We start from the raw sequence: 25,333 nt of genomic DNA, 5'->3' as shown, positions 1-25,333 counted from the left end.
TTACATCTCACAATTCACATCTCACATTAAATGAAAAAAATATATTTTGCTTCAGATCAGCATTTTGGTGCGCCAACTCCAGAATTGAGTTTACCGCGTGAAAAGAAATTTGTGGCTTGGCTTGATGAGGTTAAAGAAGATGCAGAAGCAATTTTTTTATTGGGAGATTTATTTGATTTTTGGTTTGAATATAAAACCGTTGTTCCCAAAGGTTTTGTTCGAATTTTAGGCAAACTGGCTGAAATTCGCGACAGCGGAATTCCGATTTACTTTTTTGTTGGAAATCATGATCTTTGGATGAATGATTATTTTGAAACCGAATTGAATATTCCGGTTTATCACGATAACAAAGAATTTACTTTTAACGGAAAGACGTTCCTGATTGGTCACGGAGACGGAAAAGGTCCTGGCGATAAAGGCTATAAAAGAATGAAAAAGGTCTTTACAAATCCGTTTTCAAAATGGCTTTTCCGCTGGTTGCATCCGGATGTTGGCGTAAGTTTGGCTCAATATTTATCAGTAAAAAACAAACTGATTTCTGGTGCCGAAGATGTGAAGTTTTTAGGAGAAGAAAACGAATGGCTGGTTTTGTATGCCAAACGAAAACTAGAAACCAAACATTACAATTATTTTATTTTTGGACACCGCCATTTACCCATGATTATTCCGGTTGGAGAAAACTCCGAGTATGTAAATCTTGGAGACTGGATCGGATATTTTACTTACGGTGTTTTTGACGGTGAAAAATTCGAGCTTAAAAAATTCGAAAAATAATTACTTTGCATTCGGATAAATGCCAATTTTATGCGTTCGCAGAATATATTCTGAAAGCTGTTTGCTGTTTGAAAGCTGAAATTTAATTGCTCCAGATGCTTTTTTCGGCATGTGACATTCTACACAATTGCTCGCTAATAGCTTCTCAGGCATTGTTTTTAAAGTGGTTTCTTTGTGTTTTAAGCCTTGATGGCAGCTCATACAGATTTTAGAATACGAAGCCATGTTTTTAGAAGCGTTTTCATGTGGATTATGGCAAGTAATGCAATCCATTTTATCACTTTTTATAAAACATTTGCTCTGCGCCATCAATCGATACTGATTGCCATGAACATCAAAATTTGTTGTATCATTAATACTTTTAGTTTCACGAAAGAATTCTGATAAATTATCTCCAGGTTTAAAATCAAAACGCGATTTTAATTTCATTCCGTCATTTCCTGCATGACATAGAGCACAAGCATCCAATTTTTGCTGTCTGTTTAGAGTTTTAAAACTTGTAATGCTATTGGCAACTTTTACGTTTGGATTTTTTAGATGAAATTCAACATGTTTTTTGGCAGGACCGTGGCAGCGTTCACAGTCAATTCCGTAAACAACTGTTTCTTTTCTAATGATATCTTCAACATCCATAGACATCATATTTTTTTGTTCAGAATTTTGATTCACACTTCGGCTGCTGGCATTTGAGGCATGGCACGAATAGCAGTCTTTTACCACCATTCGGTCAAAATAGGGTTTGTCAGCAGGAAAACCGGGACTTGTTGCCCAATTGTTTATAGAGTGATAAAAAGAAACTGGTAATTCGTATGTATTGTTGTCTTTCCAGTAAACAGAAGTTTGAGCATGTTTGGTTCCAAAAACAATTTCAAATTTGTATTTGGCTGTTTCTTTACCATTTTTATAAACAACTTGATACAAGCTGTCTCCACGTTTTTCCATCACCAATTTGGTCTCTTTATCGTAAATGAAAGTATGATTCTTGGAATCGAAGTCGCCCGAAACATTTCCTAAAATAGCTGGAGCGGTTGCTTTAAAATGCGAACTTTTGAATGCCATTTCAGATTCTACTTTATGGCATTGTATACAGCTCTCAGATCCCGCATAATCGGTTCCGCGAGGATCAATATATTCTCCAGATTTGTTATTGCAACTGACAACGAGAATTGTCAGAAGTGTTAGAGTTAGTCGAAATGCAGCTTTTTTCATTGCTGTAAATATACTTTTTTTTGAATTGAATCAAAATATATTTCAATAATGAAAAAATGCTGTTAAAATATTTAGAATGCTTCTTAATTCATGCCAACTCCATAAACATATTCATCTAATTCAATTTTAAATAAAGAACCTTCAACCAAATCTTTAATAGATTTTAATTCCGTCATGTTTACAGCCAGATCTATAGAATTGCAAGGTGTTTTCAATAAAAACTTATGGCAGGAGTATTTCATTTCGCAAGCTTCGCAACAAGCATTTTCTATCATACTGTCTTCAATCAAATCGCAAAAATAATTTAATTCCTGAACCGTAAAATAAAAGCCAGTTTCTTTAAAAACCAATTGTACCTTGTCTGAAATTGTAGTATTGCGATCTTTCCAGTAAAAAGCTATTCCAAAGTTGTTATGATATATTTGCTCAATTTCTCTCATCGTAAATCCTTTTATTTCAACAAATATAAATATTATTTATATTAATTCTAAATAAAAAAATCATAAAAGTTTGAAAAAAATATTTTTTGAGCGCGCTTTAGTTCATACCCGAACCGTAGATATATTCATTAAGATTAAGTCGAAATAAAGACCCATCTACCAAGTCTTTTATGGAGTTTAATTCCATTGGTGATATTTCTAGATCTATAGCAACATATGGTGTTTTCAATAAAAATTTATCGAAGGCGCGTTTTACACCATGCGTGTCATAATTATTATGGTCTGTGACGCAGTCTTCAATTAAATCGTGAAATTCATTCAATTCCTCAACTGAAAAATAGAATCCCATTTGTTTAAAAAGCAATTGGATTTTATCTGATATAATTTCGTTGCCTTCTTTCCAATAAAATGAAATTCCAAAATCGTTTCGGTATATCTGTTCGATATCTTTCATGGCAATTTTTTTAGGCCACAAAGATACGAGCTATTTGTATTAATACTTGACTAAGAAAAGCATAAAAAAAAGCTAAAAACTAATATTACTATTTGATTTTGAGTTGTTTATAATTCTAAATTAGATGAATTATTTCAACCAGTATTTTAGCTTAGAAATAAATGCTACCTGTTGGTCAACAAATAAATAATGAGAGCAATTGTCGAGAAAAGCGAAATGTTTTTCTCCAGTTATTGCCTTTAGAGAATTGATTTGATCTGATGAAAAAATACCATCATCTTTTCCGTAAATTCCATAAATAGGAACTCCAGCAGATTTGATTTTCTTTAAAACAGGACGTGTATCAATATTATTTTGCTTTTCGTTTTGATAAAAAAGAAGTGGAGCGTTTTTATTTCGAATATTGGTTTTATAAAATTCGCCAGCTTCGTAATTGGCGTATAGTTTTTTTGAAGCTTTTGTTGGTTTTGGCATTTTAAAAAAGCCATTTTCACCAGCAAGTTCATAACATCCTTTTCTGTATTCAGCTGAATTTTTATTTAGGTTCTCAACAATGCTGATTTTTTTTAATTGTTCAGAATCGTTGCTGTACTTTTTCTTCAGCGTATTTAAAATGTGATCGTAAGTTTCCTGTTGAGAAAATAAAGCGCCCGCCAAAACCAATGCACTTACATTTTGCGGATATTTATGAGTATAAAGTGTCGCAACTAAACCGCCAAAACTATGACCTAAAATAACAGCTTTCTTTAAGTGATATTTTGCATAAATTGAATTTAGATCCTGAAAAACTTCTTCGTAAGTAAATTTCGCATTAGAATCTGTCGATCTTCCTTCGCCTCTTCGGTCGTAAGCAATAACATAAAAACCTTGATCGGCTAGTTTTTGAGCTGTTGTTCCTTCAAATAAAGTTGCATTGCCGCTTGGTCCGCCATGAATAAAAATGATGGTTTTATTCTTTTCGTTTCCGTAGGTTTTGATATAAAGACTTTGTCCTTTGGAGAAAAGGGAAAAAACGAAAAAGAAAGAGACTAAAAAGGATTTCATTACTCCAATTTATGGTGTTCATCCATATCTTTTTTCAAATCTAAATTTCTAAAAGTAGGCGATTTCAATGCAGTGAAAACTACAGTTAAAAGTGTAATACTTCCTCCAAAAACAACAGAAGTTACAGCTCCCATCAATTTGGCAGTTGCACCACTTTCGAAAGCGCCTAATTCGTTTGAAGATCCAACAAATATCGAATTTACAGCACCAACACGTCCGCGCATATGATCTGGAGTTTTTAGCTGTAAAATAGTCTGACGAATTACTACTGAAATTCCATCAGCCAATCCGCTTAAAAATAAGGCGAAAACAGAAAGCCAGAAATAAGTAGACAACCCAAACAAGATGATGGATAAACCAAAAACAAAAATGGCAATTAAAAGTTTCTTTCCTGCATTTTCATACAGGGGAACATACGCAGAAACGAGCATCGTAATAAAAGCACCCACAGCAGGAGCTGCTCTTAAAATCCCGAAACCTTCAGAACCCACTTTTAAGATGTCTTGTGCGAAAACTGGCAATAATGCAACAGCGCCTCCAAAAAGTACAGCAATCATATCAAGCGAAAGTGCGCCCAAAACAATTTTATTTTTAAACACAAAAGTTATACCCTCCATAAGACTGTCTTTCATAGATTCTCCCATTTTCGGATTTATAATCGGTTTTTGACTGATTTGCGATAAGGCAATTAACGAAAGAATCGAAAACCCGAAAACCAAACACATTGACCAATGAACACCAATCCAGTTGATAGAGAATCCAGCCAATGCAGGCCCCATAACGGCTCCAATCTGCCAAACCGAACTGCTCCAAGTTGCCGCATTTGGATATACTTTTTTAGGAATGATTAATGAAAGAAGAGAGAAAATAGTTGGTCCCATAAAAGAACGAACGATTCCGCCAAAAAAGACTAAAGCGTAAATAGAATACAAAATAACATGTGTAGACCAGCCTCCAACAACTTTTGGCCAAGTCAGTAAGAAAAGCCCAAAACTAATTACTGAAAATCCTAAAATACACTTTACCAATAAGCTTTTCTTTTCTCTTTGATCGACAATATGTCCAGCAAACAGAGACATTGAAACGGCAGGAATAATTTCCATTAAACCAATAATTCCTAAAGAAAGCGGGTTTTTGGTTAAACTGTAAACTTCCCACTCAATTACGATAAACTGCATAGACCAGGCAAAAACCATTGCAAAACGCAATAATAAAAATACGTTGAATTCTTTATATCGAAGCGCCTGATAAGGATCGGGCTTATTGGATTTAATTTCTTCCATTTGTTCTAATGTCTTTTAGCATAAGCTGTGTTGAAACAGTTCCGTTCCATTCGTTTTCGGCAATGCAATATGCCAACTGAAACGGATTTTGATTTTTTACAATATTTAGTTTTTTTCCTAATCCGAAACCAATTGCAGCGATCCCGTCTGAGTTATTTTGTTTGGCAAAAAGCCTTAAATGTTCTTCTTCTGCACCTAAGGTTTTAGCGTAACCTGTATCAATAGCATTTTCAGTCATAAAAACAGGTGTCATATTCTGAGGTCCGAAAGGTTCGAATTGTTTTAAGATTCGAATTAATTTGGGGGTTATATCAGAGAAATTGATTTCGGCATCGATTTCAATTTCTGGAGTAAGCATTTCTGGTTGGATCGTTTCTGAAACCTGTTTTTCGAAAGCATCTTTAAAAGTTTGATAGTTTTCTGCTTTTAAAGTCATTCCTGCAGCGTACATATGGCCTCCAAATTGTTCCAAATGTTCGGCGCAGGCGTCTAATGCATTATAAACATCAAATCCTTTTACAGATCGGGCAGAGGCTGCATATTTGTCGCCACTTTTAGTAAAAACCAAAGTTGGGCGATAATACGTTTCGATTAATCTTGAAGCAACAATTCCGATAACACCTTTGTGCCAATCTTCCTGAAAAACAACGGTAGAAAAACGTTCTTCTTCTTTATTTTCTATAATCTGCAGGAAAGCTTCTTTAGTGATTTTTTTATCTAAATCTTTTCGATCTGCATTATATTGCTCAATTTCTGAAGCAAATTGCTGTGCTTGCTCAAAATTGAATTCAGTCAATAATTCAACAGCATGATTTCCGTGTTTTATTCTTCCCGCAGCATTAATTCTTGGCGAAATAATAAAAACGACATCGGTAATATCGAGAACTTTCTTTTTTACCTGATGCGTTAAAGCTTTAATTCCAGGTCTTGGTTCGCTGTTAATGACTTTCAATCCGAAATATGCCAAAACACGATTTTCTCCAGTTATCGGGACAATATCAGCAGCAATTGCAGTAGCTACTAAATCTAGATAAGGAACTAAATCTTCAATCGTTTCATTTCGATTTTGACCTAAAGCCTGAATTAATTTAAAACCAACTCCACAACCGCACAATTCGTCGTAAGGGTAGGAGCAGTCTTCTCTTTTTGGATCTAAAACAGCAACGGCATCTGGAAGAAATTCTCCAGGGCGGTGGTGATCGCAAACAATAAAGTCAATGTTTTTTGCTTTCGCGTAGGCGACATGATCAATCGATTTGATTCCGCAGTCTAGAGCAATAATTAAAGAAATTCCATTGTCATCTGCATAATCAATTCCTTTATACGAAACCCCATAACCTTCGGCATAGCGATCGGGAATGTAAGTGGCAATATTAGGATAATGCGATTTTAAATACGAAGAAACCAAAGAAACGGCTGTTGTTCCGTCAACATCATAATCGCCAAAAACTAAGATGTATTCTTCGTTTTGAATGGCTTGTTCGATTCTGGCAACAGCTTTGTCCATATCTTTCATCAAATACGGATCGTGAAGATGTTCTAATGATGGACGAAAGAAATTTTTGGCATCTTCAAAAGTTTCAATACCACACTGAATCAAAAGCGTTGCAACAAAATCTTCTACATTCAAGGCTTGCGCCAAATGTTTGACTTTTTCTTCAGAAGGTTTTGGTTTTAAGGTCCAACGCATGGGTTGATTTTAGATTTTAGATTTTAGACTTCAGATTCGTGAAATCGTTTAATCTTGATGGGTAATTTTTTTTGCCACAGATTTAAGGATTTAAAAGAATTTTTTTTAATCTGTGTTAATCTGTGAAATCTGTGGCAAAAATATTTTGTGCTGAAAGGGCTTCGACTACGCTCAGCCTGACAAATGTTATTTTGCTTCTAATGCATTTCCTTCAAACTGAATTCCGTCCCAACCTAAGTTGATGAAATTTCTAATGTTTTGGTGATTTGTTCCGTTTGGATCTCCTAAAACTTCTTCAAAATAAAATGCTCCAAAACATGCTAAAGTTTCTTCTTTGCTTAAGTTTTGCAGTTTTGCGAAAGAAAACAATTTGCAAGAACCTGAATTTTCGCCTGCAGCATTATGTTGTGTTCCGTTTTGAAAAGCAGTCGGAGTAAAGATGTAATTTTCTTCAATTACTGCAATAGTTTCTGGAAATGTGATTTGTGTTGGAGTTTGTTTTACTTTTTCTAAAAAGGCTTGAATGCTCATGATTTATTCTTTAATTATATTTTTTGGTTCATATTGTCAGTTCGAGCGGAGGCGAGAACCAAACGTGCATCTCGACTCCGCTCGATGTGACAAATGGAATTGAACTAATATTATTTTTTATTCTTCTTCGTCCTTAGAAAACTTATTTTTCTTAGGTTCTTTGGTTATGGTTTTTCCGGCCACGACAACTACGATTTCGCCGCGTGGTGCTGTTTTTTCGAAGTGCGCTAAAACTTCTTTTGCCGTTCCGCGTACATTTTCTTCGTGTAATTTTGATAATTCTCTCGAAACGCAAACTTGTCTATCCTCTCCAAAATATTGCACGAATTCTGCTAAAGTCTTAACGAGTTTATGCGGAGAAACGTATAAAATCATTGTTCGGGTTTCTTCGGCTAAAGCCAAAAATCTGGTTTGACGTCCTTTTTTATCAGGAAGAAAACCTTCAAAAACAAATTTATCATTTGGAAGTCCGCTGTTTACCAATGCCGGAACAAAAGCAGTTGCGCCAGGAAGACATTCGACTTCGATTTTATTTTCAACACAAGCGCGAGTCAATAAAAAACCAGGATCTGAAATCGCTGGAGTTCCAGCATCTGAAATCAAAGCGATAGTTTCGCCCGCTTTCAAACGTGCAATTAAGTTTTCGGTAGTTTTGTGTTCGTTGTGCATATGATGGCTGTGCATGTGCGTGCCAATTTCAAAATGCTTCAACAATTTTCCGCTTGTGCGAGTATCTTCCGCCAAAATCAAATCGACTTCTTTTAAAACCCGAATGGCTCTAAAAGTCATGTCTTCAAGATTGCCAATTGGCGTTGGAACGATATATAATTTTGACATAGTTGTTTATTCGTGAAATGTAAAATGTAAGATTTGAAAAAGTCTTTAAGAGAATTTTTTCTCGATAATTCCCATGAAACGCTCTGCGTAATCGTCTTTTCCTTCCCAGTTGTTATAATCTGGTTTTACCATGTTTTCGATAAACTCGTTTGCTTCTGTATAGGAATCAAAAGTCATTAATTGATTTAAAACACGGCTGTAATCTTCTGTACTGTTGCCAAAAAGATTTTTGGTAAAAGCAATTCTGTCATTCAAATCAATATGAAAACCTCTTGCCAGTTTTTCATTTAAACTTACCGATTTTGGTTGTGCAGGAGTTTCAAGAATAGCCGTTTCTACTTTTTTAGTTTCCTTAAAGTCACTGATAGAAGGAGCTTGTGTTGATGGAACATTTTCAAAACTTTCCACTTTTACAAACTGCGCATCGGCGTAATTAATTCCGAAATCTTCAAATTGAATAGTTGGCTGTCCAAGAGTTTCTGCTTTTGTCTCTATTTTAGGTTCTTCTTTAACTTCTTCAGTAATTGGTTCTATTTCTAATTCAAAAGCAGGCTTGAAATCTGGAATAGGTTTCAATTCATTTACAGTCGTAAACGAAAGATCATCGATAGGTTTTTCAGTTTCTTCTACTTTTTCAGCAATTGGCTCAATAATTTCTTCAACAATAGCTTCTTCAATTTCGGCAACAACTGGCTCAGGAGTTTCTTCAATTACTGGTTCTTCAACTTCAACAATTGGTTCGGCAGTTTCAACAATTTCTGCTGGTTTTTCTTCTGAAATTTCAGTTTCGTAAGATTCTTCAAGTGCAATAACTTTTTCTTCAGCTGGAGCCTCAAGTTCAATTATAGCAGGAATTGTCTCTTCTTCTTTTTCAAAAATGGTTTCCAATTCGGATACAATATCATTTTGCCCGATTGTTGGTTTTGCAGCGTCGAAATTCTCTTCTACAAACTTTAATACCGCTAATTTCTCGTATAATTTCTGAGTTTCAAGGTACAATTGATTGATATCGGATTTATTTTTAAGTTTTAAAATTCGATGTGCAATGCTAATTAAATCAGCTTCCAATTTTTTTTTCATAACTGTTGAAAATTATAGTGAATAAGGTATTTTAGTGTATTTGATGTTTGAATGTCTCTATTCTCAAGGAAATTCAAAAGATAATTTTTTATTTCTGTTAATACGCTGTCGCGAATTTAAGGTTTGATAAAAATTTTCTACTTTTGAAAAAATGTAAAACAGCACATTTTTACATCAATTTATTGCCAGTACAAAGTAATAAAAACTATTCATTTTTAAAGGTAGAAAAATACAAAATGTTTCTCGAAAATACAGTAAATCACAAAGAACAATTTGGTTGGATTGAAGTTATTTGTGGATCAATGTTTTCGGGTAAAACCGAAGAGCTGATCCGTAGATTAAAACGCGCCCAATTTGCCAAACAAAGAGTCGAAATTTTTAAACCCGCTATTGATACCCGTTATCATGACGAAATGGTCGTGTCACACGATGCCAACGAAATTCGTTCTACGCCAGTTCCTGCAGCGGCTAATATTTTAATTTTGGCCCAAGGTTGTGATGTAATTGGTATTGACGAGGCTCAGTTTTTTGATGACGAAATTATTACTGTTTGTAATGATTTGGCAAATCAAGGAATTCGTGTAATTGTAGCTGGATTGGATATGGATTTTAAAGGAAATCCTTTTGGACCAATGCCAGGACTTATGGCAACTGCAGAATATGTAACGAAAGTTCATGCTGTTTGCACTAGAACTGGTAACTTAGCAAATTATAGTTTTAGAAAAACGGCTAATGATAAATTGGTAATGCTTGGTGAAACAGAAGAATACGAGCCACTTAGCCGTGCAGCGTATTTTAATGCCATGAAAAAAAATCAGGAAAAATAGATTCATTTTCCTTCTATAAGCCTTAATAAAACACTACAAAATATGAGAAAGTCGACTAGTTTATTGTTGTTATTAATTGGAATTGCAGTTGCTTTGGTGGCTTATTTTCAATTTTATCTTGGCGAAAAAGAAGATGAAGTAAATACTGAAGTTAAAGAATTAGTTACGAAATACAATAAAAGCTGTCCGTTAAATATTCAAGAAGGAATTCGTTTAGACAGTGTTACTTTGCCTCAAGAAAGAACAGTTCAGTACAATTTAACTTTAATGAAGGTCGTTAAAGAAACTGCAGAGATTAGTTTAATTCAGGAAGAAATTAGAAAAAGCCTTTTAAGCACTGCGAAAGCAAATCCTGGACTTCAAGTTTTTAGAGAAAACGATTATACGTTGGTGTATAGCTACAGCGATAAAAAGAAAGTGTTTTTGTTTGATGTGAAAATATTGCCAGACGAATACAAATAGTTTAACTTCTTCTTAGATGTTGTTAGACCCGACAGGTTTTAGAAACCTGTCGGTTTTTTTGTTTTAAAACGATTGTCCGGCTGAGCGAAGTCGAAGCCCATTTAAGTTAACTAGGGCTTCGACTTCGCTCAGCCGGACAAAACTGAAGAGTGTGAAATGTAGTAAAATAGAGGCAAAATAAAACCCGCCAGATTTTTAAAATCTGGCGGGTTTGCTATTTAAGTGTAATTATATTTCTTATATGGTTAGAGAAAGTTTAAATCTTCTTTCTCATTCTCGCAACCGGAATATCTAATTGTTCACGATATTTTGCAATAGTTCTTCTCGCGATCGGATATCCTTTTTCTTTTAAGATTTCTGCCAATTGATCGTCTGGAAGCGGCTTTCTCTTATCTTCTTCTTCAATCGTATTTTGAAGAATCTTTTTAATTTCTAAAGTCGAAACGTCTTCTCCCTGATCATTTTTCATGGCTTCAGAGAAGAATTCTTTAATCAATTTAGTTCCGTATGGGGTTTCTACATATTTGCTGTTCGCCACACGCGAGATCGTCGAAATATCCAAACCAACCATATCAGCAATATCTTTTAAGATCATTGGTTTTAGCTTGGTTTCATCGCCATCTAAGAAATATTCTTCCTGATAATGCATAATTGCATTCATCGTTACAAAAAGAGTTTCCTGACGCTGTCTGATGGCATCAATAAACCATTTTGCAGAATCTAGTTTTTGTTTGATAAACTGAACGGCATCTTTCTGCGCAGTCGATTTATCACGAGATTCTTTGTACGTCTGCATCATTTCCTGATAGTCTTTAGAAACGTGCAAAGAAGGGGCATTTCTTCCGTTTAGAGTCAGTTCTAATTCTCCATCTACAATTCTGATGGCAAAATCGGGAACAATGTTTTCTGTAACTTTATTGTTTCCAGTAAAAGAACCGCCTGGTTTTGGGTTTAACCTCTCTATTTCGTGAATTGCTTTTTTAAGCTGTTCGTTAGAAATGCTATATTTCTGTAAAAGCTTATCGTAATGCTTCTTCGTAAAAGCATCAAACTGATTTTCGATAATGTCAATAGCCAAATCAACATATTCAGTCGGAGTTTTATGTTTTAACTGAAGCAATAAACATTCCTGTAAATCACGAGCACCAACACCTGAAGGTTCAAGCTCATGAATTACCGTCATCATTTTCTCGACCATCGCCTCGTCAGTATAAATTCCCTGAGTAAAAGCCATATCGTCTACAATGTCTGGAATACTTCTACGGATGTAACCCATATCATCGATACTTCCAACAAGGAATTCAGCGATTTCACGCTCTTCATCATTCAAAATAAAAGTATTCAACTGATTGATTAAATCCTGATGAAAACTGATCGGAGCCGCAAAAGGCGTTTCGCGCTCTTCGTCGTCACTGTAGTTGTTTACCTGAGTTTTGTAATCAGGCATATCGTCGTCGCTTAGATATTCGTCAATGTTAATGTCGTCTGCTTCGATTCTGTCAGATTCTGCATCATCATAATCATCGTAGTCTTCATTAGCGTATTCATCAGCTTCGTAATCGTCTTCTTTTCCAGCTTCTAGAGCCGGATTTTCGTTCATTTCTTCTAATAAACGCTGTTCAAAAGCTTGCGTAGGCAATTGAATTAACTTCATCAGCTGAATTTGCTGTGGAGATAATTTTTGGGATAATTTTAAATTTAAAAATTGCTTGAGCATAGTTAAGGCGCTATTTTTTGCCACTAAGGCGCTAAGGCACAAAGTTTTTTTATTTTTTTGTTTCTTGCTGCAAAGGCGTTAAGACACAAAGTTTTTTTATTTGTTTTTTGTTTCTTGTTTTTTGCCACAAAGGCACTAAGACACAAGGTTTTTTGCTTTCTTACATTTACAAAAACTTAAAATACTCTTTTGGTATTTATAAATCTTCTGATTCCGCTCTTTATTAAAGGAACATTGAAATTAATTAAAAAGCCTAAATCTTTATTCAATAGTTTTAATTGATTTATGATTTGTGCTTCCCAAACGGGATTTATTTGTTCAACTGCTTTTATTTCTATAATTATAGAATCTTCAACCAGTAAATCTAATCTTAATCCTTCGCTAAATTCTATTCCGTCGTAAAATATTGGAATATCAACTTGGCGTTTTACATCAAGACCAGCTTTAGTGATTTCATGAGCCAAACAAACTTCATAAACTCTTTCTAATAATCCAGGTCCAAGTTGTTTGTGAACTTTAAATGCTGCGTTTACAATTATTTTTCCAATTTCTTCCGTTCTTTCAGAGAGCATATTTTTTAGGGATTTGCCACGAAGGCACAAAGGCACAAAGTTTTTGTTTTGAAAGTTTTTAAATCTTCAATAAACAATAAAATAATACTTGTGAATTTATGTCTTCGTGGTATTATTTTAAAATTTTTAGAGTCTTTCAATCAGTTTAAAAATAAACTTAGCGTCTTTGTGCCTTCGTGGCAAAAAACCTTACGTATTAAAACTCCGCACTTCCAGGAGTTCTTGGGAAAGGAATTACGTCTCTAATGTTTGTCATTCCAGTTACAAACAATACCAGACGCTCAAATCCTAAACCGAAACCTGCGTGAGTTGCTGATCCAAATCTTCTGGTGTCTAAATACCAGTATAATTCTTCTTTGTCAATTCCAAGTTTTTCCATTTTCTCAACCAAAACATCGTAACGCTCTTCTCTTTCAGAACCACCAACGATTTCTCCAATTCCAGGGAAAAGGATGTCCATTGCACGAACTGTTTCTCTTCCTGGTTCTGTGTTGTCGTTCAAACGCATGTAAAACGCTTTAATGTTTGCCGGGTAATCGTATAAAATTACCGGACATTTAAAGTGTTTTTCAACCAAGAAACGCTCGTGTTCTGACTGTAAATCTGCTCCCCATTCGTTGATTAAATATTGGAATTTCTTCTTTTTATTTGGAGTTGAATCTCTTAAAATGTCAATTGCCTCAGTGTAAGAAACACGTTTGAAGTTGTTTTCTAAAACAAAGTTCAGTTTATCCAACAAAGCCATTTCGCTTCTTTCAGCTTGTGGTTTTGATTTTTCTTCTTCTAGAAGTCTTCCTTCCAAGAATTTCAAATCGTCTTTACAGTTGTCTAAAGCATATTTTATTACGTACTGAATAAAATCTTCAGCCAAATCCATGTTGTCGTCAAGGTCGTTGAAAGCAACTTCTGGCTCGATCATCCAGAATTCAGCAAGGTGACGAGAAGTGTTTGAATTCTCCGCTCTAAACGTTGGTCCAAAAGTATAAATCTGACCCAAAGCCATTGCAAAAGTTTCTCCTTCTAATTGTCCAGAAACGGTTAAGTTGGTATGTTTTCCGAAGAAATCTTTTTTGAAATCAATGTTTCCTTCTTCATTTTTTGGAAGATTATCCAAAGGCAATGAAGTTACTTGGAACATTTCTCCAGCACCTTCAGCATCAGCTCCAGTGATAATTGGCGTGTTTACATAAACAAAACCTTTTTGCTGGAAATAACTGTGAACAGCATAAGACAATACCGAACGCACACGCATAATCGCACCAAAAGCATTTGTACGTACACGCAAGTGAGCATTTTCACGTAAAAACTCTAAAGAGTGTTTTTTAGGTTGCATTGGGAATTTCTCCGCATCAGAATCTCCAAGAATTTCAAGTTTGTTCACCTGAATTTCATATTTCTGACCCGCACCTTTACTTTCAACCAAAGTTCCAATTACAGAAACTGCAGCTCCAGTTGTGATTCTTTTTAAAGTCTCTTCTGGTGTATTTTCAAAATCAACAACACATTGAATATTATTAATGGTAGAACCGTCATTTAAAGCGATGAACTGATTATTTCTAAAAGTTCTCACCCATCCTTTTGCATTCACTTCCTGTAACGTCGTCGTACTGTTTAATAAGTCTCTAACTTTTGTGTGTTTCATTTTTATATATAATTGATATTAAATAATATTCATTTTGAACAACTGCAAATATAATCGATAATAATTAATTTTTGAAGCTGTTTCCCGCTCTTCGCTATATCTTTCTATTTTTAAAGGAAAAATAGAAAGGATGCCGCTTCGATCGGGGCTAGGGTACTCGGTTTCAAAAGAAGCAATTTCTCTTGTTTTTGTCATTTCGATGAAGGGGAAATGACATGCTTTATATTAAATATTTGTCAAAGTTTTGAGCTTGATAAAGATTTAAGTTTTTTAAGTTCATGTCAGTTGTTGTAATTCGTGGCGAAAAAACTACTCAGGGTTGTTTTTGCTCTCAAAAATTTCGTGCAATTTTTTCTCTAAAAGTTTTTTGTCAGGAAGCTGTGTTTTGTATTCTGAAACCAATGTTGGCGATAAGCTTCTGCTCAAAGCATATTCTACAACTTCGTTGTCTTTATCTTTACATAGCAAAACACCAATACTTGGATTTTCATTTTGCTTTTTTACATCGCGGTCAAGAGCTTCTAAATAAAAATTTAATTGACCTAAATGTTCTGGTTTAAATTTGTCTGTTTTTAATTCAAAGGCAACCAAACATTGCAGACCTCGATGGTAAAATAATAAATCAATATAGAAATCACTGTTCCCTACTTGTAATTTGTATTCTTTGTCTATAAATAAAAAATCTTTTCCTAATTCAAGAATAAAATTTTTCATCTGGTTGACAAGCCCTTTCTGTAGATCACTTTCGTTATGAGAGTCGGGAAGGTTTAAAAACTCAAAAATATAATTGTCTTTAAATGAGTTTGTAATGTCTGAATCAATTTCTCTCAACACTGTTGAGAGTTTTGAATTTCCGATCATTGTCCTTTCAAAAAGACTTGCAGAAATTTGGCGTTCAAGCTCTCTCTTACTATAAGACTCCTGTCTGCTTATTTTTAAGTAAAACTCTTTTTCTTCTATGGTTTTAGTTCGAGAAAATATCAATAAATTATTTGTCCAGCTAATTTCTCTCACCAATGGTGAGAGTTTTGGAAAATCTTTATAGGCTTCATAAAATTGCTTCATGCGCCAAAGATTTTTGTCTGAAAATCCTTTTAATTCGGGTTCAGTATCTTGAATGTGAATTGCTAATTGTTTCACAACAGACTGCCCCCAATTTGCTTCTTGTGTTTTGGCATAGATATATTGACCAATATTCCAGTATAAGTTTATTAACTCAGCATTAACAATTTTTAAAGTGTTAATTCTAGTCTGTTTAATTAAACTCGTTATGTCTGAAAAACTCTTATCCATACTCAATCACTTGTTGGGAATTATATTTACTTCTCCAAATTCTCCAATTCCTCTTTCTTAGTTTTCTTCTTCTCAAAAGTCAAAACCAACGAAGGCAATACAACCAAGTTAGCAAACATCGCAAAAACCAAAGTACAAGAAATTAATCCTCCTAAAGCAATTGTTCCGCTGAAGCTTGATAATGTAAAAGTTGCAAAACCTAGGATCAAAACGATAGAAGTGTAGAATGTACTTACTCCAGTTTCTCTTAAGGCGCTGAAAACAGATTTTTTTACTTTTCCTTTGTTTTGAGTCAATTCATCTTTGTATTTCGCCATAAACTGAATAGCATTGTCAACCGAGATTCCGAAAGCGATACTGAATACCAAAATCGTCGAAGGTTTTAACGGAATTCCGAAATAACCCATTAATCCCGAAGTGATGCAAAGCGGTAAAATATTCGTGATCAAAGAAGCTGCTACCATTTTGAACGAACGGAATAAATACAGCATCAAGATTGCAATAGTTAAAATCGCAAACAATAATGACTCAATTAAGTTATGTGCCAAATAAGTTGTTCCTTTCTGGAAAACCAATGCTTTTCCTGTAATCGTAACTTCATAACGGTCTTTCGGGAAAATTTCATCAATTTTTTTGCGAAGTTTTCCTTCTACTTTTGCCATTTCATCTGTTCCAATATCTTTCATGAAAGTAGTGATTCTGGCATATTGTCCAGTAGAATCAACATACGCTTTCATCAAGTTTTCTTTACTGTTTTTGGTTGCATTTTTGGCATAACCTAAAATAAAAGTCTGTTCCTGAGAAGTTGGCAATTGGTAATATTCAGGGTTTCCGTTGTAAAAAGCCTGTTTTGCATATTTAACCAAGTTTACAACAGAAACAGGTTTTGCTAATTCAGGAATTTCAGAAATGGTGTTTTGCAATTCGTCCATTTTACGAATGGTCGCCGGTTTCATAACACCCTTTTTCTTTTTGGTGTCAATCATGATTTCCAGAGGCATTACACCATTAAATTCTTTTTCGTAAAATAAAATATCTTTAAAGAAAGAAGCGCTTTTTGGCATTTCGCCAATCAAACTTCCCGAAACTTTCATTTGTCTAACTCCATTCAAACTCACAAGAAACAGAACAGCGTAAATGCAATAAACAATTGTCTTTTTGCCTTTTACGATAGTTGTAACTGTATTTAAAAGCGTTGAAATATAAGTTTTATCTAAATGATATAAGTGTTTTGCTTTTGGCAATGGCATAAAACTGTAAATAATTGGTACGATAAAAAGTGTCAAAGTATAAACAGAAATCACGTTGATTGAAGTGACCAATCCAAACTCAAAAAGCAGTTCGTTTCCTGTAATCATTAAGGTTGCAAAACCAATTGCAGCCGTTAAGTTGGTCATAAAAGTTGAATGTCCAATTTTTGAAATAACACGCTGTAAAGCTTTTGCCTGATTGTTGTGAATTTTGATTTCCTGCTGATATTTGTTGATCAGGAAAATACAGTTTGTAATTCCGATTACGATAATTAGCGGCGGAATAATAGCTGTTAAAATCGTGATTTTATAACCAAATAAACCAAGCGTTCCAAACGACCAAGTTACTCCGACAATTAAAATACAGATTGAAATAAACGTAGCTCTGAACGAACGGAAGAAGAAAAAGAAAATCAAAGAAACGGTCAATAAAGACGCTCCAATGAAAAGTCCGATTTCGCCTTTCATATTATCCGCATTGATTGTACGGATGTACGGCATTCCTGAAACTTTAAGGTCGATTCCCGTTTCTTTTTCGAATTTATCGATTTTCGGAACTAAATCTTTTAAGATAAAAACCTTTCTTTCTGCTGTATTTACCAGCGCTTTATTCATGTAAATGGCAGAACGAACGCTTCCGCTTTCTTTGTTAAACAGCAATCCTTCGTAAAAAGGAAGATTGTGAAACAAATCGTATTGTACGCTTTTTAAATAAGCAGCATCCAATACTTTACTTTCGTCAATAAACGGTGCTAAAACAAATTTTTGGTTTACGGTATCTTTTTCAAGTTTCTTTAGATCATTTAAAGAAATTACCAAATCAACTTCTTTGGCTTTTTTCAAACCGTTCATTAATTCGGTCCAAGCCGCATAATTTTTTGGTGTAAAGAATTTAGGATCTTTGAAACCAATAACAATTAAGTTTCCTTCTTCGCCAAATTTGTCTAAGAATTTTTGATAATCTTTATTTGCAATATGATCTTTTGGAAGCAGGTTAGCTTCGGTATAAGTCATAGAAAGATTCTTCCACTGATAACCAAAGAAAATAGTTAAAGCAGAAAGTATAACCAGAATCGTAATTCGGTTTTTAAGTATGATTCGGGCTAACTTTTCCCAAAATCCAACTTGGATAGCGTTTTTCATAAAATCTTTAAAAATGGATGCAAATGTAGTGAAAAGTGCTCGAAATCATAAATATTCGATTCTATTTTACTTTATGTTAACACAAAACGCAAGATTTTTAAAAACAGGATAATTTACTTGCTTTTTGCCAATTAGTCGTTAGCTTTTGCCATATTTGCAATTCGTTTTACAGTAAAAAATACTGTTATTGTAATTTTGCACTAAAAAATAGATCAGCAACAATGCAACAAAATAATACTACAACTTTCATTTTTCTAACCATTCTTTTGCTTTTAATTGTTATTATTTGCTTTATGATTTATCAATTAAAGCAAACGAAGAAAGCAAAAGAAGATGCTGAAAAAAGTTTTTATGCTTTAGAATCTAAGGTAAACGATTTGCAGTTGGAGAATTTAGAATCCAAACTAAATCCGCATTTGTTTAAGAATATCTTAAATTCGATTCAGTCGCATGCTTATCAAACCTATTTTGCTCTAGATAAATTGGCCAACGTTCTGGATTATATTTTATATGAAAGCAAAAAGAAATTTGTAACGGCCAAAGAAGAAATAGATTTTGCATTGAATTTAATCGAAATCAACAAAATCAAAATTAGTCCGCTTTTTGAACTTAAGGTTAAAACCAATATCAATCAGGAAGACAAATTATATGAACAGCCTCTGCTAGCGCCTTTAATTTCCATTGATTTAATTGAAAATGCATTCAAACATGCCGATCTCCAAAGTGCAGATGCTTTTATTTCGGTAGTTTTTGAATTTAAAAACAATGCTTTTTTTATGACGGTTTCGAATAAAATATCAGATAAAAAAGTACTGAAAAAAGAACGAAGCGGTTTTGGCCACACAACGCTCGAACACCGTCTTCGCATTATTTATAAGAATAATTTCAAACTCGATAGGTTTATAGAAAACGATGTTTATATTGCCCATCTAAAAATTGATTTACTTGAATACAAAACTGAAATGCTTGCTTCTGGACGATGAACTTCCAGGATTGACTTACCTAAAAATGCTTTGCGAACAAATTCCAGAATTGGAAATCGTGAAGACATTCAATAATCCTGAAAAACTTTTGTCTGATATACCTAATTTAGATTTTGACCTGCTCATTTCGGATATCGAAATGCCCGGAATTGATGGCTTGCATCTGGCTGAAAAACTGCAAGATAAATTGGTTGTTTTTTGTACAGCTTATAAAGAGTATGCAGCCGAGGCATTTAATATCGATGCCGTAGATTATATTACAAAGCCTGTAAAATTGGAACGTTTGCAAAAAGCAGTCGCAAAAGCTTTGGAGCGTTTTGAAAAATCAAATTCAGATAAAAAATTTATTCAGCTCAATACAGACAAAGGGAAAACGCTATTGTATTTTAATAAAATTCAGTACATAAAAACCGCCACAAGCGATAGCCGTGACAAAACGGTTCTGCTTACCGATGGAAGCTTTTTGAATTTAAAAAATGTAAAATTTGATACTCTTTTAAACGAATTGCCAGATGCTGATTTCTGTAGGGTTAATAAAAAAGAAATAGTGGCCGTAAAAGCAATTAAGTTCTTTAATCATAACGAAATTGTTCTGCATCATATTGATGAAAACAGTAAAAACACAACGGTAATTTTAAGCGAAACCTACCGAGCTGATTTTTTGAAAAAGGTGAAACTATAGCCATTTCTAATAAATCTATTTTTTGTCACGCTGAGCGAAGTCCAAGCCCAATTCCGTATGTTAAGTCTTCAACTTTGATAAGGATGACAATCATTTCTAAAACTTATTACAATTTTTTCCTGACTTGTTACATGTGATTGAAATTAACAAGTGAATTACTTTTTCACTAAATTCACAGTGCTGATATTTGCGTTAATTAAATCTAAAGAACGAGTTTATGAATAACGTTAAGAACTCTCTATTCTACATAACAGTTATTGGTGGTTTTACAGCGCTAATATATTGGGTAATTTCAAAAGGCGCTTCATTGGAAGTTGGGCGCAATATTGTAAAGAAAAGTGTTGAAAGCAATCATTGGAAAGACTTTCTTCATTCGATGGTCGAAAATCTGCAGCATCCTTTGGCTATTTTATTAGCGCAGATCGTAACCATTATTTTAGTTGCCCGTTTGTTTGGATGGTTTTTTAGAAAAATAGGACAGCCGTCTGTAATTGGAGAAATGATTGCCGGAATTGTGTTAGGGCCATCTTTGGTCGGAATGTATTTTCCAGAGTTTTCGGCAGCTTTATTTCCAAAAGAATCTTTAGGTAATTTACAGTTCTTAAGCCAAATCGGTTTAATCCTTTTCATGTTTGTTATCGGAATGGAATTGGATTTGAAAGTGCTAAAAAATAAAGCGCATGATGCAGTTGTAATCAGTCACGCCAGTATTGTAATTCCGTTTGCTTTAGGTTTATCATTGGCATTTTTTATTTATGAAACGTATGCTCCATTGGGAGTTGAGTTTTCTTCTTTTGGTTTATTTATGGGAATCGCCATGAGTATTACCGCTTTTCCCGTTTTGGCTAGAATAGTTCAAGAACGTGGCATGCAGAAAACAAGATTAGGAACCATTGCTATTACTTGCGCGGCTGCAGACGATATTACGGCTTGGTGTATTTTGGCAGTTGTTATTGCGATTGTAAAAGCAGGCTCGCTTTCAAGTTCATTATATGTAATCGGAATGGCGATTTTGTATGTGATCATCATGCTAAAAATTGTTCGTCCGTTCTTAAAAAGAGTAGGAGATTTAAATGCAACGAGAGAAAGTTTGAATAAGCCAGTTGTTGCGATTTTCTTTATAACACTTTTAATTTCGGCTTATGCGTCTGAGTTAATTGGAATTCATGCTTTGTTCGGTGCTTTTTTGGCTGGAGCGATTATGCCAGAAAACAATAAATTTAGAAACATATTTATCGAAAAAGTAGAAGACGTTGCTATCATTGTTTTATTGCCATTGTTTTTCGTGTTCACAGGTTTGCGTACACAAATCGGATTGTTGAATGATCCTGAATTATGGAAACTTACCGGTTTGATCATTTTGGTTGCTGTCGTTGGTAAATTCTTCGGGAGTGCTTTGGCAGCAAAATTTATGGGACAGAACTGGAAAGACAGTTTAGCCATTGGAGCCCTAATGAACACAAGAGGTTTGATGGAACTAGTGGTTCTAAACATCGGTTACGATCTAGGGGTATTATCAACAGAAATCTTTACTATGATGGTAATTATGGCATTGGTAACGACTTTTATGACGGGTCCGGCTTTAGATTTTATTGGATTCATTTTTAAAGATAAAATCACAGCCGTTCCAGAGGAAATTGGTACTAAAAGTAAGTACAAGATTTTGCTTTCTTTTGCTACTCCAGAAAAAGGGAAAAAATTACTCAAAATTGCCAACAGCCTTGTTAAAAAGCAAACGGATAATTCAGTTGTAACAGCAATGCATATTTCTCTAAGTACAGAAATACATTCTTTTGATGTTAAAGAACATGAACGTAAAATGATCGGGCCAGTGGTGGAAGAATCGCAATTGTTAGATCAAAATCTGCAGAGTTTGTTTAAAGTTTCGAGCGATATTGATTCGGATATTATTGATACGGCAAACCATGGAGAATATGATTTATTATTGGTTGGTTTAGGACAGTCCATTTTTGATGGAACTTTATTGGGGAAAATTCTCGGATTTACTACAAGAATTGTAAATCCAGACCGTTTGATCGATAAGTTTACAGGAAAAGAAGGTTTGTTTGAAAACAATCCGTTCGATGAGAGAACGCGACATATTATTACTAAAGCGAAAATGCCAGTAGGTATTTTTATCGATAAGGATCTGGAAGACGTAAACCAGATTTTTATGCCCGTTTTTAGTAAAGAAGATGCTTTTTTAATTGATTATGCTAAAAAACTGATCAATAATAACGGTTCTCAGATTACCGTTTTAGATGCTGGTGGAGAAGTGAAAAATACGAGAGAAATTCAGGAAACAATTCGTTCTATTGAACAGATTGCGCCAAATCATATCATGATTATGAATGATAGAACACTGAAGAAAGAATTTTTAGAAAGCCAAAATCTAATGATTATCAGTTTAGATAGCTGGAAAAAGCTAATAGAATCTCAAAGTATCTGGCTAAATAATTCGCCATCGGTTTTGATTTTGAAACCTTAAACTTACTGAAATTCCAAAATTTTAAAATTCCAAAGTTGGGAATTTAAAAAAAAAACAAGATCCCAAATTCCAATTTTATTGATTGGAGTTTGGGATTTTTTTATTGTGTTTGTCATTTCGACCGAAGGGAGAAATCACATTAGTAGCTCGACAAAGATTGACGATTTTCTTTGCGGAATTTCTAGTGTGATTTCTCCTTTCGGTCGAAATGACAAAACTTCTGAAGTTTTCTGTTTTTTAGAGCACGCAGAACTTTGTCAAAGTTTGAAACTTTGACAAAGTTTTTATGTTCAAAGAAAGTAAGTTGGAATTTGGAATTTAAAAAAGATTTGGAATTTAACTTTTTAAAGTCCCAAATCAAGAACATAAGAAATCTTAACCGCGATATTGTTCTCAAACTTCAATAACTGATTTGGTCCATATCTATAGAATCCGCCTAAACCAAAACCTTTAAAAATTCTGTTCAATTCGATTCCTGATTCAAAATAACCTTTATCCAAAGTTTTATATTCTGGACCAACATGCTGTTCTGGATTCTCCATGCTTCCCCAGGCCATTCTGGTAACTAAAACCAACGATGGACGAACTTTTTTCATGATTCTAATTCGGTCAAAACCGTGCTTAATTTGAAACATCAAATATTGACTCGAGAAGAATTCGTTAAAATACATGGTTTCAAAAGCATTTCTTCCGGCAAAAGTGATACGCTGAATAACAGTTTCTTTCGTTAAGTTATTCGGAGAGGTGTTGTATAAATGTGTAATAGGAACATCTCCCATTGCATAACCAGCCTGTAAAAGCAAACTTGTCTTCTGGCGGTTTAAATACTGTTTTTCGTATTCGGCTTTAAAATCTATTTTGCTAAAAGTAAAATCATTTTCAAAAACATTCGGTAACGATTGTGTGTATTGAAAAGTAAATCTCGGAAACTTTTTATCGCTTTCGGTTCTTCCTGTTGGAGTCTGCATATAATTGCTGAAAGGTGCCCACACAATCGAAAGCATTGCTGTGGTCATGATATAATTTGAATATAAATTTCCGTTTAGATTAAAAAGATAATCAAATTTTGGCTCGATATAATTTCGCGAAAGTTCCAAAACAGCTTCGGTTTTCGGAATAAATTTGGTTTGAACATTGGCGCGCCATCCTATATATTCATAGAATGTACTAATGTTTATCGGACGCGGATCGTAAATTTTAAAAACGCGTTTATCCACAGAAAAAACAGTACTCGCAATTTCTCGCACATCATCAGTATAATAACCATTAAACCAAGTATTGGTGTGTTTGTCTAATAAAACGCCACCTCCAACACTGTATTTAAAAACACCATCTTTTGTTCCGTATGCGGTGTAGCCTTCTAAGCGGAAGTTTTTAGATAAACGATCGTTAGTAATTCCGCCTACGCCAATACGAAAACCTTCGTAATTGTTATAACTTATGATTTTTTTCAAATCTAAATCGACAGGGCCAATCGGGTAGAAGCCATTAATGATTTTTCGGCCAATTCCTAAGCGTTTTTCGATTCGATTTCGAATCGAAAGACTATCTAATAGCAAATAAGTTTTTTGGCTTTTTAAATCCAAATTTTCCTTTCGGTAGGCTTCCCAGAAACTTTCCGGTTTTTTGGCTGCATCGTCTTTAATTTCGATATAAAGCGAAGGGTTTTTTATTGGGCTGTCAGTGTTTACACGAATATCAAAACTATTACTTTCAGAAAGGAGATAGGTAAAATCTGAAGCCACTTTTTTTCTGGGTTCGAAATTCTCTTCAACATCTCCGTCAAATTGAATCGTTCCGCCCAAAATTCGAATATCATCATCATTTTTACCTTTTACGATTTTAAAAGTGGTGTAGCTTTGAAACCATATTTTCTCTTTCGGAATATATTCAAATTCATGGATTCCACTAATATCCAAAACGCCCTTTATGCGCATTACAGCTTTCGCGACAGCGTAATTTTCTTTATCGATATATAAAACCCCTTCTAATCCAGAGGTTCTATGTTTTGATTTATTTTTAAAATAGATCATATACGCATCACGACCTTTAATGCTAACAGTGTCTAAGAGTTTATAATTGTAGTTAGAAGGTGCATTTTTCGAAATCGGATTTTCATATTTGGTTTCGAATAATTCGTACTTAGAATCGTAAATCGAAATAGATTGAAGGTTGAAAGCCAGAACTTCATAAATAGGCTGTTTAAAACCTGCAATTTTGGTTCCCAAAACGGTTTCTTTTAGTTTGTGGTCTCCAAACTGATATTGAGAAACTTTCTCGGTCTGAAACAAATGCTGTTTGCTTACAATTTCTTTAAACTTATAATCGGAAGAATCGATATTGATAACTTTTTTGCTTAAGTCTTTATATGCCGCCGAAGTATCGATACGTCCATCAATCGAATCGGGATTAGCAGTAACAATAAGTTTGTTATAGGTTTTATACTCAAAATTATTGAGTTTTTTCTGCGGATCGTTTGTCGCTTTATTTGCAATTACTTTTTTAATAATGGTAAGCGCAGGGTTTTCATTAGAAACAATAACTTCTTTTAGATCATCTGTCTGCTGTAAAAGCGCTACCGAATAAAAGGTTTTGTTATTAATTAACGCAATAGTTTTAGTTTGGAAACCTACATAAGAAACCGAAAGTGATGTAGCCGAACTGCTAATTTTGAAAATAAATTTTCCATCAACATCTGTAATGGTGTTATTGTTTTCTGAGGTGGTAATGGTGGCAAACGGAAGAGGTTTGTTGTTTGAATCGGTTACGATTCCGTTTATTTGAATTTGCGCTTGAAGAGTAAGCGTAAAAAACAAAGTCAAAAAACAAAATAGCTTCATACAGAATGATATAGTTTCAAAAACGAAAAAAAAACAATTTTCGTATGCAAAAATAGCAATAAAAAAATCCGTCTGGAACAATAAACCAAACG

General features: G+C 34.2%; 21 protein-coding genes. 6 read left to right on the top strand and 15 right to left on the bottom strand.

Annotation, left to right across the window (positions count from 1 at the left end; translation table 11 throughout):
* The first annotated feature begins 30 nt into the window (after positions 1-30).
* Positions 31-774, top strand: a complete 744-nt coding sequence (locus ACFO3N_RS12795; protein WP_250834962.1) for a UDP-2,3-diacylglucosamine diphosphatase — start codon at positions 31-33, stop codon at positions 772-774.
* On the opposite strand, the gene ACFO3N_RS12790 is transcribed toward ACFO3N_RS12795, so the two are convergent.
* The 9 genes from ACFO3N_RS12790 to ACFO3N_RS12750 form a co-directional block, all read right to left on the bottom strand.
* On the bottom strand, positions 775-1,983 hold the full coding sequence (locus tag ACFO3N_RS12790; protein ID WP_379798274.1) for a cytochrome c3 family protein: 1,209 nt from the start codon (positions 1,981-1,983) through the stop codon (positions 775-777).
* 83 nt (positions 1,984-2,066) lie between these two features.
* Positions 2,067-2,423 (bottom strand): hypothetical protein, encoded by a 357-nt coding sequence (locus tag ACFO3N_RS12785; RefSeq protein WP_379798272.1) that lies wholly within the window; start codon positions 2,421-2,423, stop codon positions 2,067-2,069.
* Between the two features lie 97 nt (positions 2,424-2,520).
* The gene (locus ACFO3N_RS12780; protein ID WP_379798270.1) at positions 2,521-2,877 is read right to left on the bottom strand and encodes a hypothetical protein; all 357 of its coding nucleotides are present in this window, start codon (positions 2,875-2,877) and stop codon (positions 2,521-2,523) included.
* A gap of 129 nt (positions 2,878-3,006) precedes the next feature.
* Positions 3,007-3,921 (bottom strand): alpha/beta fold hydrolase, encoded by a 915-nt coding sequence (locus ACFO3N_RS12775; RefSeq protein WP_379798268.1) that lies wholly within the window; start codon positions 3,919-3,921, stop codon positions 3,007-3,009.
* Positions 3,921-5,204 (bottom strand): MFS transporter, encoded by a 1,284-nt coding sequence (locus ACFO3N_RS12770; RefSeq protein WP_379798266.1) that lies wholly within the window; start codon positions 5,202-5,204, stop codon positions 3,921-3,923. The genes ACFO3N_RS12775 and ACFO3N_RS12770 overlap by 1 nt, the downstream gene beginning before the upstream one ends.
* The gene (recJ, locus tag ACFO3N_RS12765; protein WP_379798264.1) at positions 5,191-6,894 is read right to left on the bottom strand and encodes a single-stranded-DNA-specific exonuclease RecJ; all 1,704 of its coding nucleotides are present in this window, start codon (positions 6,892-6,894) and stop codon (positions 5,191-5,193) included. Before recJ ends, ACFO3N_RS12770 begins: the two co-directional genes overlap by 14 nt.
* Positions 6,895-7,080: 186 nt before the next feature.
* Positions 7,081-7,425, bottom strand: a complete 345-nt coding sequence (locus ACFO3N_RS12760; protein ID WP_379798262.1) for a HopJ type III effector protein — start codon at positions 7,423-7,425, stop codon at positions 7,081-7,083.
* A 117-nt stretch (positions 7,426-7,542) separates the two neighbouring features.
* The gene (gene rsmI / locus ACFO3N_RS12755) at positions 7,543-8,262 is read right to left on the bottom strand and encodes a 16S rRNA (cytidine(1402)-2'-O)-methyltransferase (RefSeq protein ID WP_177211859.1); all 720 of its coding nucleotides are present in this window, start codon (positions 8,260-8,262) and stop codon (positions 7,543-7,545) included.
* A 45-nt stretch (positions 8,263-8,307) separates the two neighbouring features.
* Positions 8,308-9,342, bottom strand: a complete 1,035-nt coding sequence (locus tag ACFO3N_RS12750; protein ID WP_379798259.1) for a hypothetical protein — start codon at positions 9,340-9,342, stop codon at positions 8,308-8,310.
* A 236-nt stretch (positions 9,343-9,578) separates the two neighbouring features.
* Between ACFO3N_RS12750 and ACFO3N_RS12745 the strand changes: the two genes are divergently transcribed.
* Positions 9,579-10,169, top strand: coding sequence for a thymidine kinase (locus ACFO3N_RS12745; RefSeq protein WP_095928508.1), 591 nt, complete (start codon positions 9,579-9,581; stop codon positions 10,167-10,169).
* Positions 10,170-10,211: 42 nt separating this feature from the next.
* On the top strand, positions 10,212-10,631 hold the full coding sequence (locus tag ACFO3N_RS12740) for a hypothetical protein (protein ID WP_379798256.1): 420 nt from the start codon (positions 10,212-10,214) through the stop codon (positions 10,629-10,631).
* A 256-nt stretch (positions 10,632-10,887) separates the two neighbouring features.
* Here the strand turns inward: ACFO3N_RS12740 and rpoN are convergent, their stop codons facing one another.
* The 5 genes from rpoN to ACFO3N_RS12715 form a co-directional block, all read right to left on the bottom strand.
* Positions 10,888-12,348: an RNA polymerase factor sigma-54 gene (gene rpoN, locus ACFO3N_RS12735; RefSeq protein ID WP_095928315.1), complete on the bottom strand. Its 1,461-nt coding sequence runs from the start codon at positions 12,346-12,348 to the stop codon at positions 10,888-10,890.
* A 176-nt stretch (positions 12,349-12,524) separates the two neighbouring features.
* Positions 12,525-12,920 carry a GxxExxY protein gene (locus ACFO3N_RS12730; protein ID WP_379798254.1) on the bottom strand — a complete coding sequence of 132 codons (396 nt, stop codon included), beginning with the start codon at positions 12,918-12,920 and terminating at the stop codon, positions 12,525-12,527.
* Positions 12,921-13,116: 196 nt separating this feature from the next.
* Positions 13,117-14,562: an asparagine--tRNA ligase gene (asnS, locus tag ACFO3N_RS12725; RefSeq protein WP_379798252.1), complete on the bottom strand. Its 1,446-nt coding sequence runs from the start codon at positions 14,560-14,562 to the stop codon at positions 13,117-13,119.
* Positions 14,563-14,871: 309 nt separating this feature from the next.
* The gene (locus ACFO3N_RS12720) at positions 14,872-15,855 is read right to left on the bottom strand and encodes a PDDEXK nuclease domain-containing protein (RefSeq protein WP_379798250.1); all 984 of its coding nucleotides are present in this window, start codon (positions 15,853-15,855) and stop codon (positions 14,872-14,874) included.
* Positions 15,856-15,881: 26 nt separating this feature from the next.
* Entirely contained in the window at positions 15,882-18,248 is a 2,367-nt protein-coding gene (locus ACFO3N_RS12715; RefSeq protein WP_379798247.1) for an efflux RND transporter permease subunit, read from the bottom strand.
* Between the two features lie 221 nt (positions 18,249-18,469).
* Here ACFO3N_RS12715 and ACFO3N_RS12710 point away from each other — a divergent pair, with 221 nt between their 5' ends.
* The 3 genes from ACFO3N_RS12710 to ACFO3N_RS12700 all read left to right on the top strand — a co-directional run bounded on the left by ACFO3N_RS12710 (position 18,470) and on the right by ACFO3N_RS12700 (position 22,401).
* Positions 18,470-19,231: a sensor histidine kinase gene (locus tag ACFO3N_RS12710; protein WP_250834974.1), complete on the top strand. Its 762-nt coding sequence runs from the start codon at positions 18,470-18,472 to the stop codon at positions 19,229-19,231.
* Positions 19,194-19,913, top strand: coding sequence for a LytR/AlgR family response regulator transcription factor (locus ACFO3N_RS12705; RefSeq protein ID WP_379798245.1), 720 nt, complete (start codon positions 19,194-19,196; stop codon positions 19,911-19,913). The genes ACFO3N_RS12710 and ACFO3N_RS12705 overlap by 38 nt, the downstream gene beginning before the upstream one ends.
* 217 nt (positions 19,914-20,130) lie before the next feature.
* The gene (locus ACFO3N_RS12700) at positions 20,131-22,401 is read left to right on the top strand and encodes a cation:proton antiporter (RefSeq protein ID WP_379798243.1); all 2,271 of its coding nucleotides are present in this window, start codon (positions 20,131-20,133) and stop codon (positions 22,399-22,401) included.
* Positions 22,402-22,745: 344 nt separating this feature from the next.
* On the opposite strand, the gene ACFO3N_RS12695 is transcribed toward ACFO3N_RS12700, so the two are convergent.
* Positions 22,746-25,241 (bottom strand): DUF5686 family protein, encoded by a 2,496-nt coding sequence (locus tag ACFO3N_RS12695; RefSeq protein ID WP_379798241.1) that lies wholly within the window; start codon positions 25,239-25,241, stop codon positions 22,746-22,748.
* Positions 25,242-25,333 lie beyond the last annotated feature (92 nt).

Origin of the sequence: Flavobacterium chungangensis, from assembly GCF_042654045.1 — a bacterium.
In the GTDB taxonomy this organism is placed as follows: Bacteria; Bacteroidota; Bacteroidia; order Flavobacteriales; family Flavobacteriaceae; genus Flavobacterium; species Flavobacterium chungangensis.
Note: the sequence above shows the minus strand (reverse complement) of the source record. Positions and strands in the feature narration are given on the sequence as shown.

Excerpts from the sequence above, each read along its gene's own strand:
- ACFO3N_RS12730 (WP_379798254.1), bottom strand. The coding sequence starts at position 12,920 with ATGCTCTCTGAAAGAACGGAAGAAATTGGAAAAATAATTGTAAACGCA.
- ACFO3N_RS12790 (WP_379798274.1), bottom strand. The coding sequence starts at position 1,983 with ATGAAAAAAGCTGCATTTCGACTAACTCTAACACTTCTGACAATTCTC.
- ACFO3N_RS12710 (WP_250834974.1), top strand. The coding sequence starts at position 18,470 with ATGCAACAAAATAATACTACAACTTTCATTTTTCTAACCATTCTTTTG.
- ACFO3N_RS12700 (WP_379798243.1), top strand. The coding sequence starts at position 20,131 with ATGAATAACGTTAAGAACTCTCTATTCTACATAACAGTTATTGGTGGT.
- ACFO3N_RS12750 (WP_379798259.1), bottom strand. The coding sequence starts at position 9,342 with ATGAAAAAAAAATTGGAAGCTGATTTAATTAGCATTGCACATCGAATT.
- ACFO3N_RS12780 (WP_379798270.1), bottom strand. The coding sequence starts at position 2,877 with ATGAAAGATATCGAACAGATATACCGAAACGATTTTGGAATTTCATTT.
- ACFO3N_RS12745 (WP_095928508.1), top strand. The coding sequence starts at position 9,579 with ATGTTTCTCGAAAATACAGTAAATCACAAAGAACAATTTGGTTGGATT.
- rpoN (WP_095928315.1), bottom strand. The coding sequence starts at position 12,348 with ATGCTCAAGCAATTTTTAAATTTAAAATTATCCCAAAAATTATCTCCA.
- rsmI (WP_177211859.1), bottom strand. The coding sequence starts at position 8,262 with ATGTCAAAATTATATATCGTTCCAACGCCAATTGGCAATCTTGAAGAC.
- ACFO3N_RS12795 (WP_250834962.1), top strand. The coding sequence starts at position 31 with ATGAAAAAAATATATTTTGCTTCAGATCAGCATTTTGGTGCGCCAACT.
- ACFO3N_RS12720 (WP_379798250.1), bottom strand. The coding sequence starts at position 15,855 with ATGGATAAGAGTTTTTCAGACATAACGAGTTTAATTAAACAGACTAGA.
- ACFO3N_RS12715 (WP_379798247.1), bottom strand. The coding sequence starts at position 18,248 with ATGAAAAACGCTATCCAAGTTGGATTTTGGGAAAAGTTAGCCCGAATC.
- ACFO3N_RS12785 (WP_379798272.1), bottom strand. The coding sequence starts at position 2,423 with ATGAGAGAAATTGAGCAAATATATCATAACAACTTTGGAATAGCTTTT.
- ACFO3N_RS12740 (WP_379798256.1), top strand. The coding sequence starts at position 10,212 with ATGAGAAAGTCGACTAGTTTATTGTTGTTATTAATTGGAATTGCAGTT.
- asnS (WP_379798252.1), bottom strand. The coding sequence starts at position 14,562 with ATGAAACACACAAAAGTTAGAGACTTATTAAACAGTACGACGACGTTA.
- ACFO3N_RS12695 (WP_379798241.1), bottom strand. The coding sequence starts at position 25,241 with ATGAAGCTATTTTGTTTTTTGACTTTGTTTTTTACGCTTACTCTTCAA.
- recJ (WP_379798264.1), bottom strand. The coding sequence starts at position 6,894 with ATGCGTTGGACCTTAAAACCAAAACCTTCTGAAGAAAAAGTCAAACAT.
- ACFO3N_RS12770 (WP_379798266.1), bottom strand. The coding sequence starts at position 5,204 with ATGGAAGAAATTAAATCCAATAAGCCCGATCCTTATCAGGCGCTTCGA.
- ACFO3N_RS12760 (WP_379798262.1), bottom strand. The coding sequence starts at position 7,425 with ATGAGCATTCAAGCCTTTTTAGAAAAAGTAAAACAAACTCCAACACAA.
- ACFO3N_RS12775 (WP_379798268.1), bottom strand. The coding sequence starts at position 3,921 with ATGAAATCCTTTTTAGTCTCTTTCTTTTTCGTTTTTTCCCTTTTCTCC.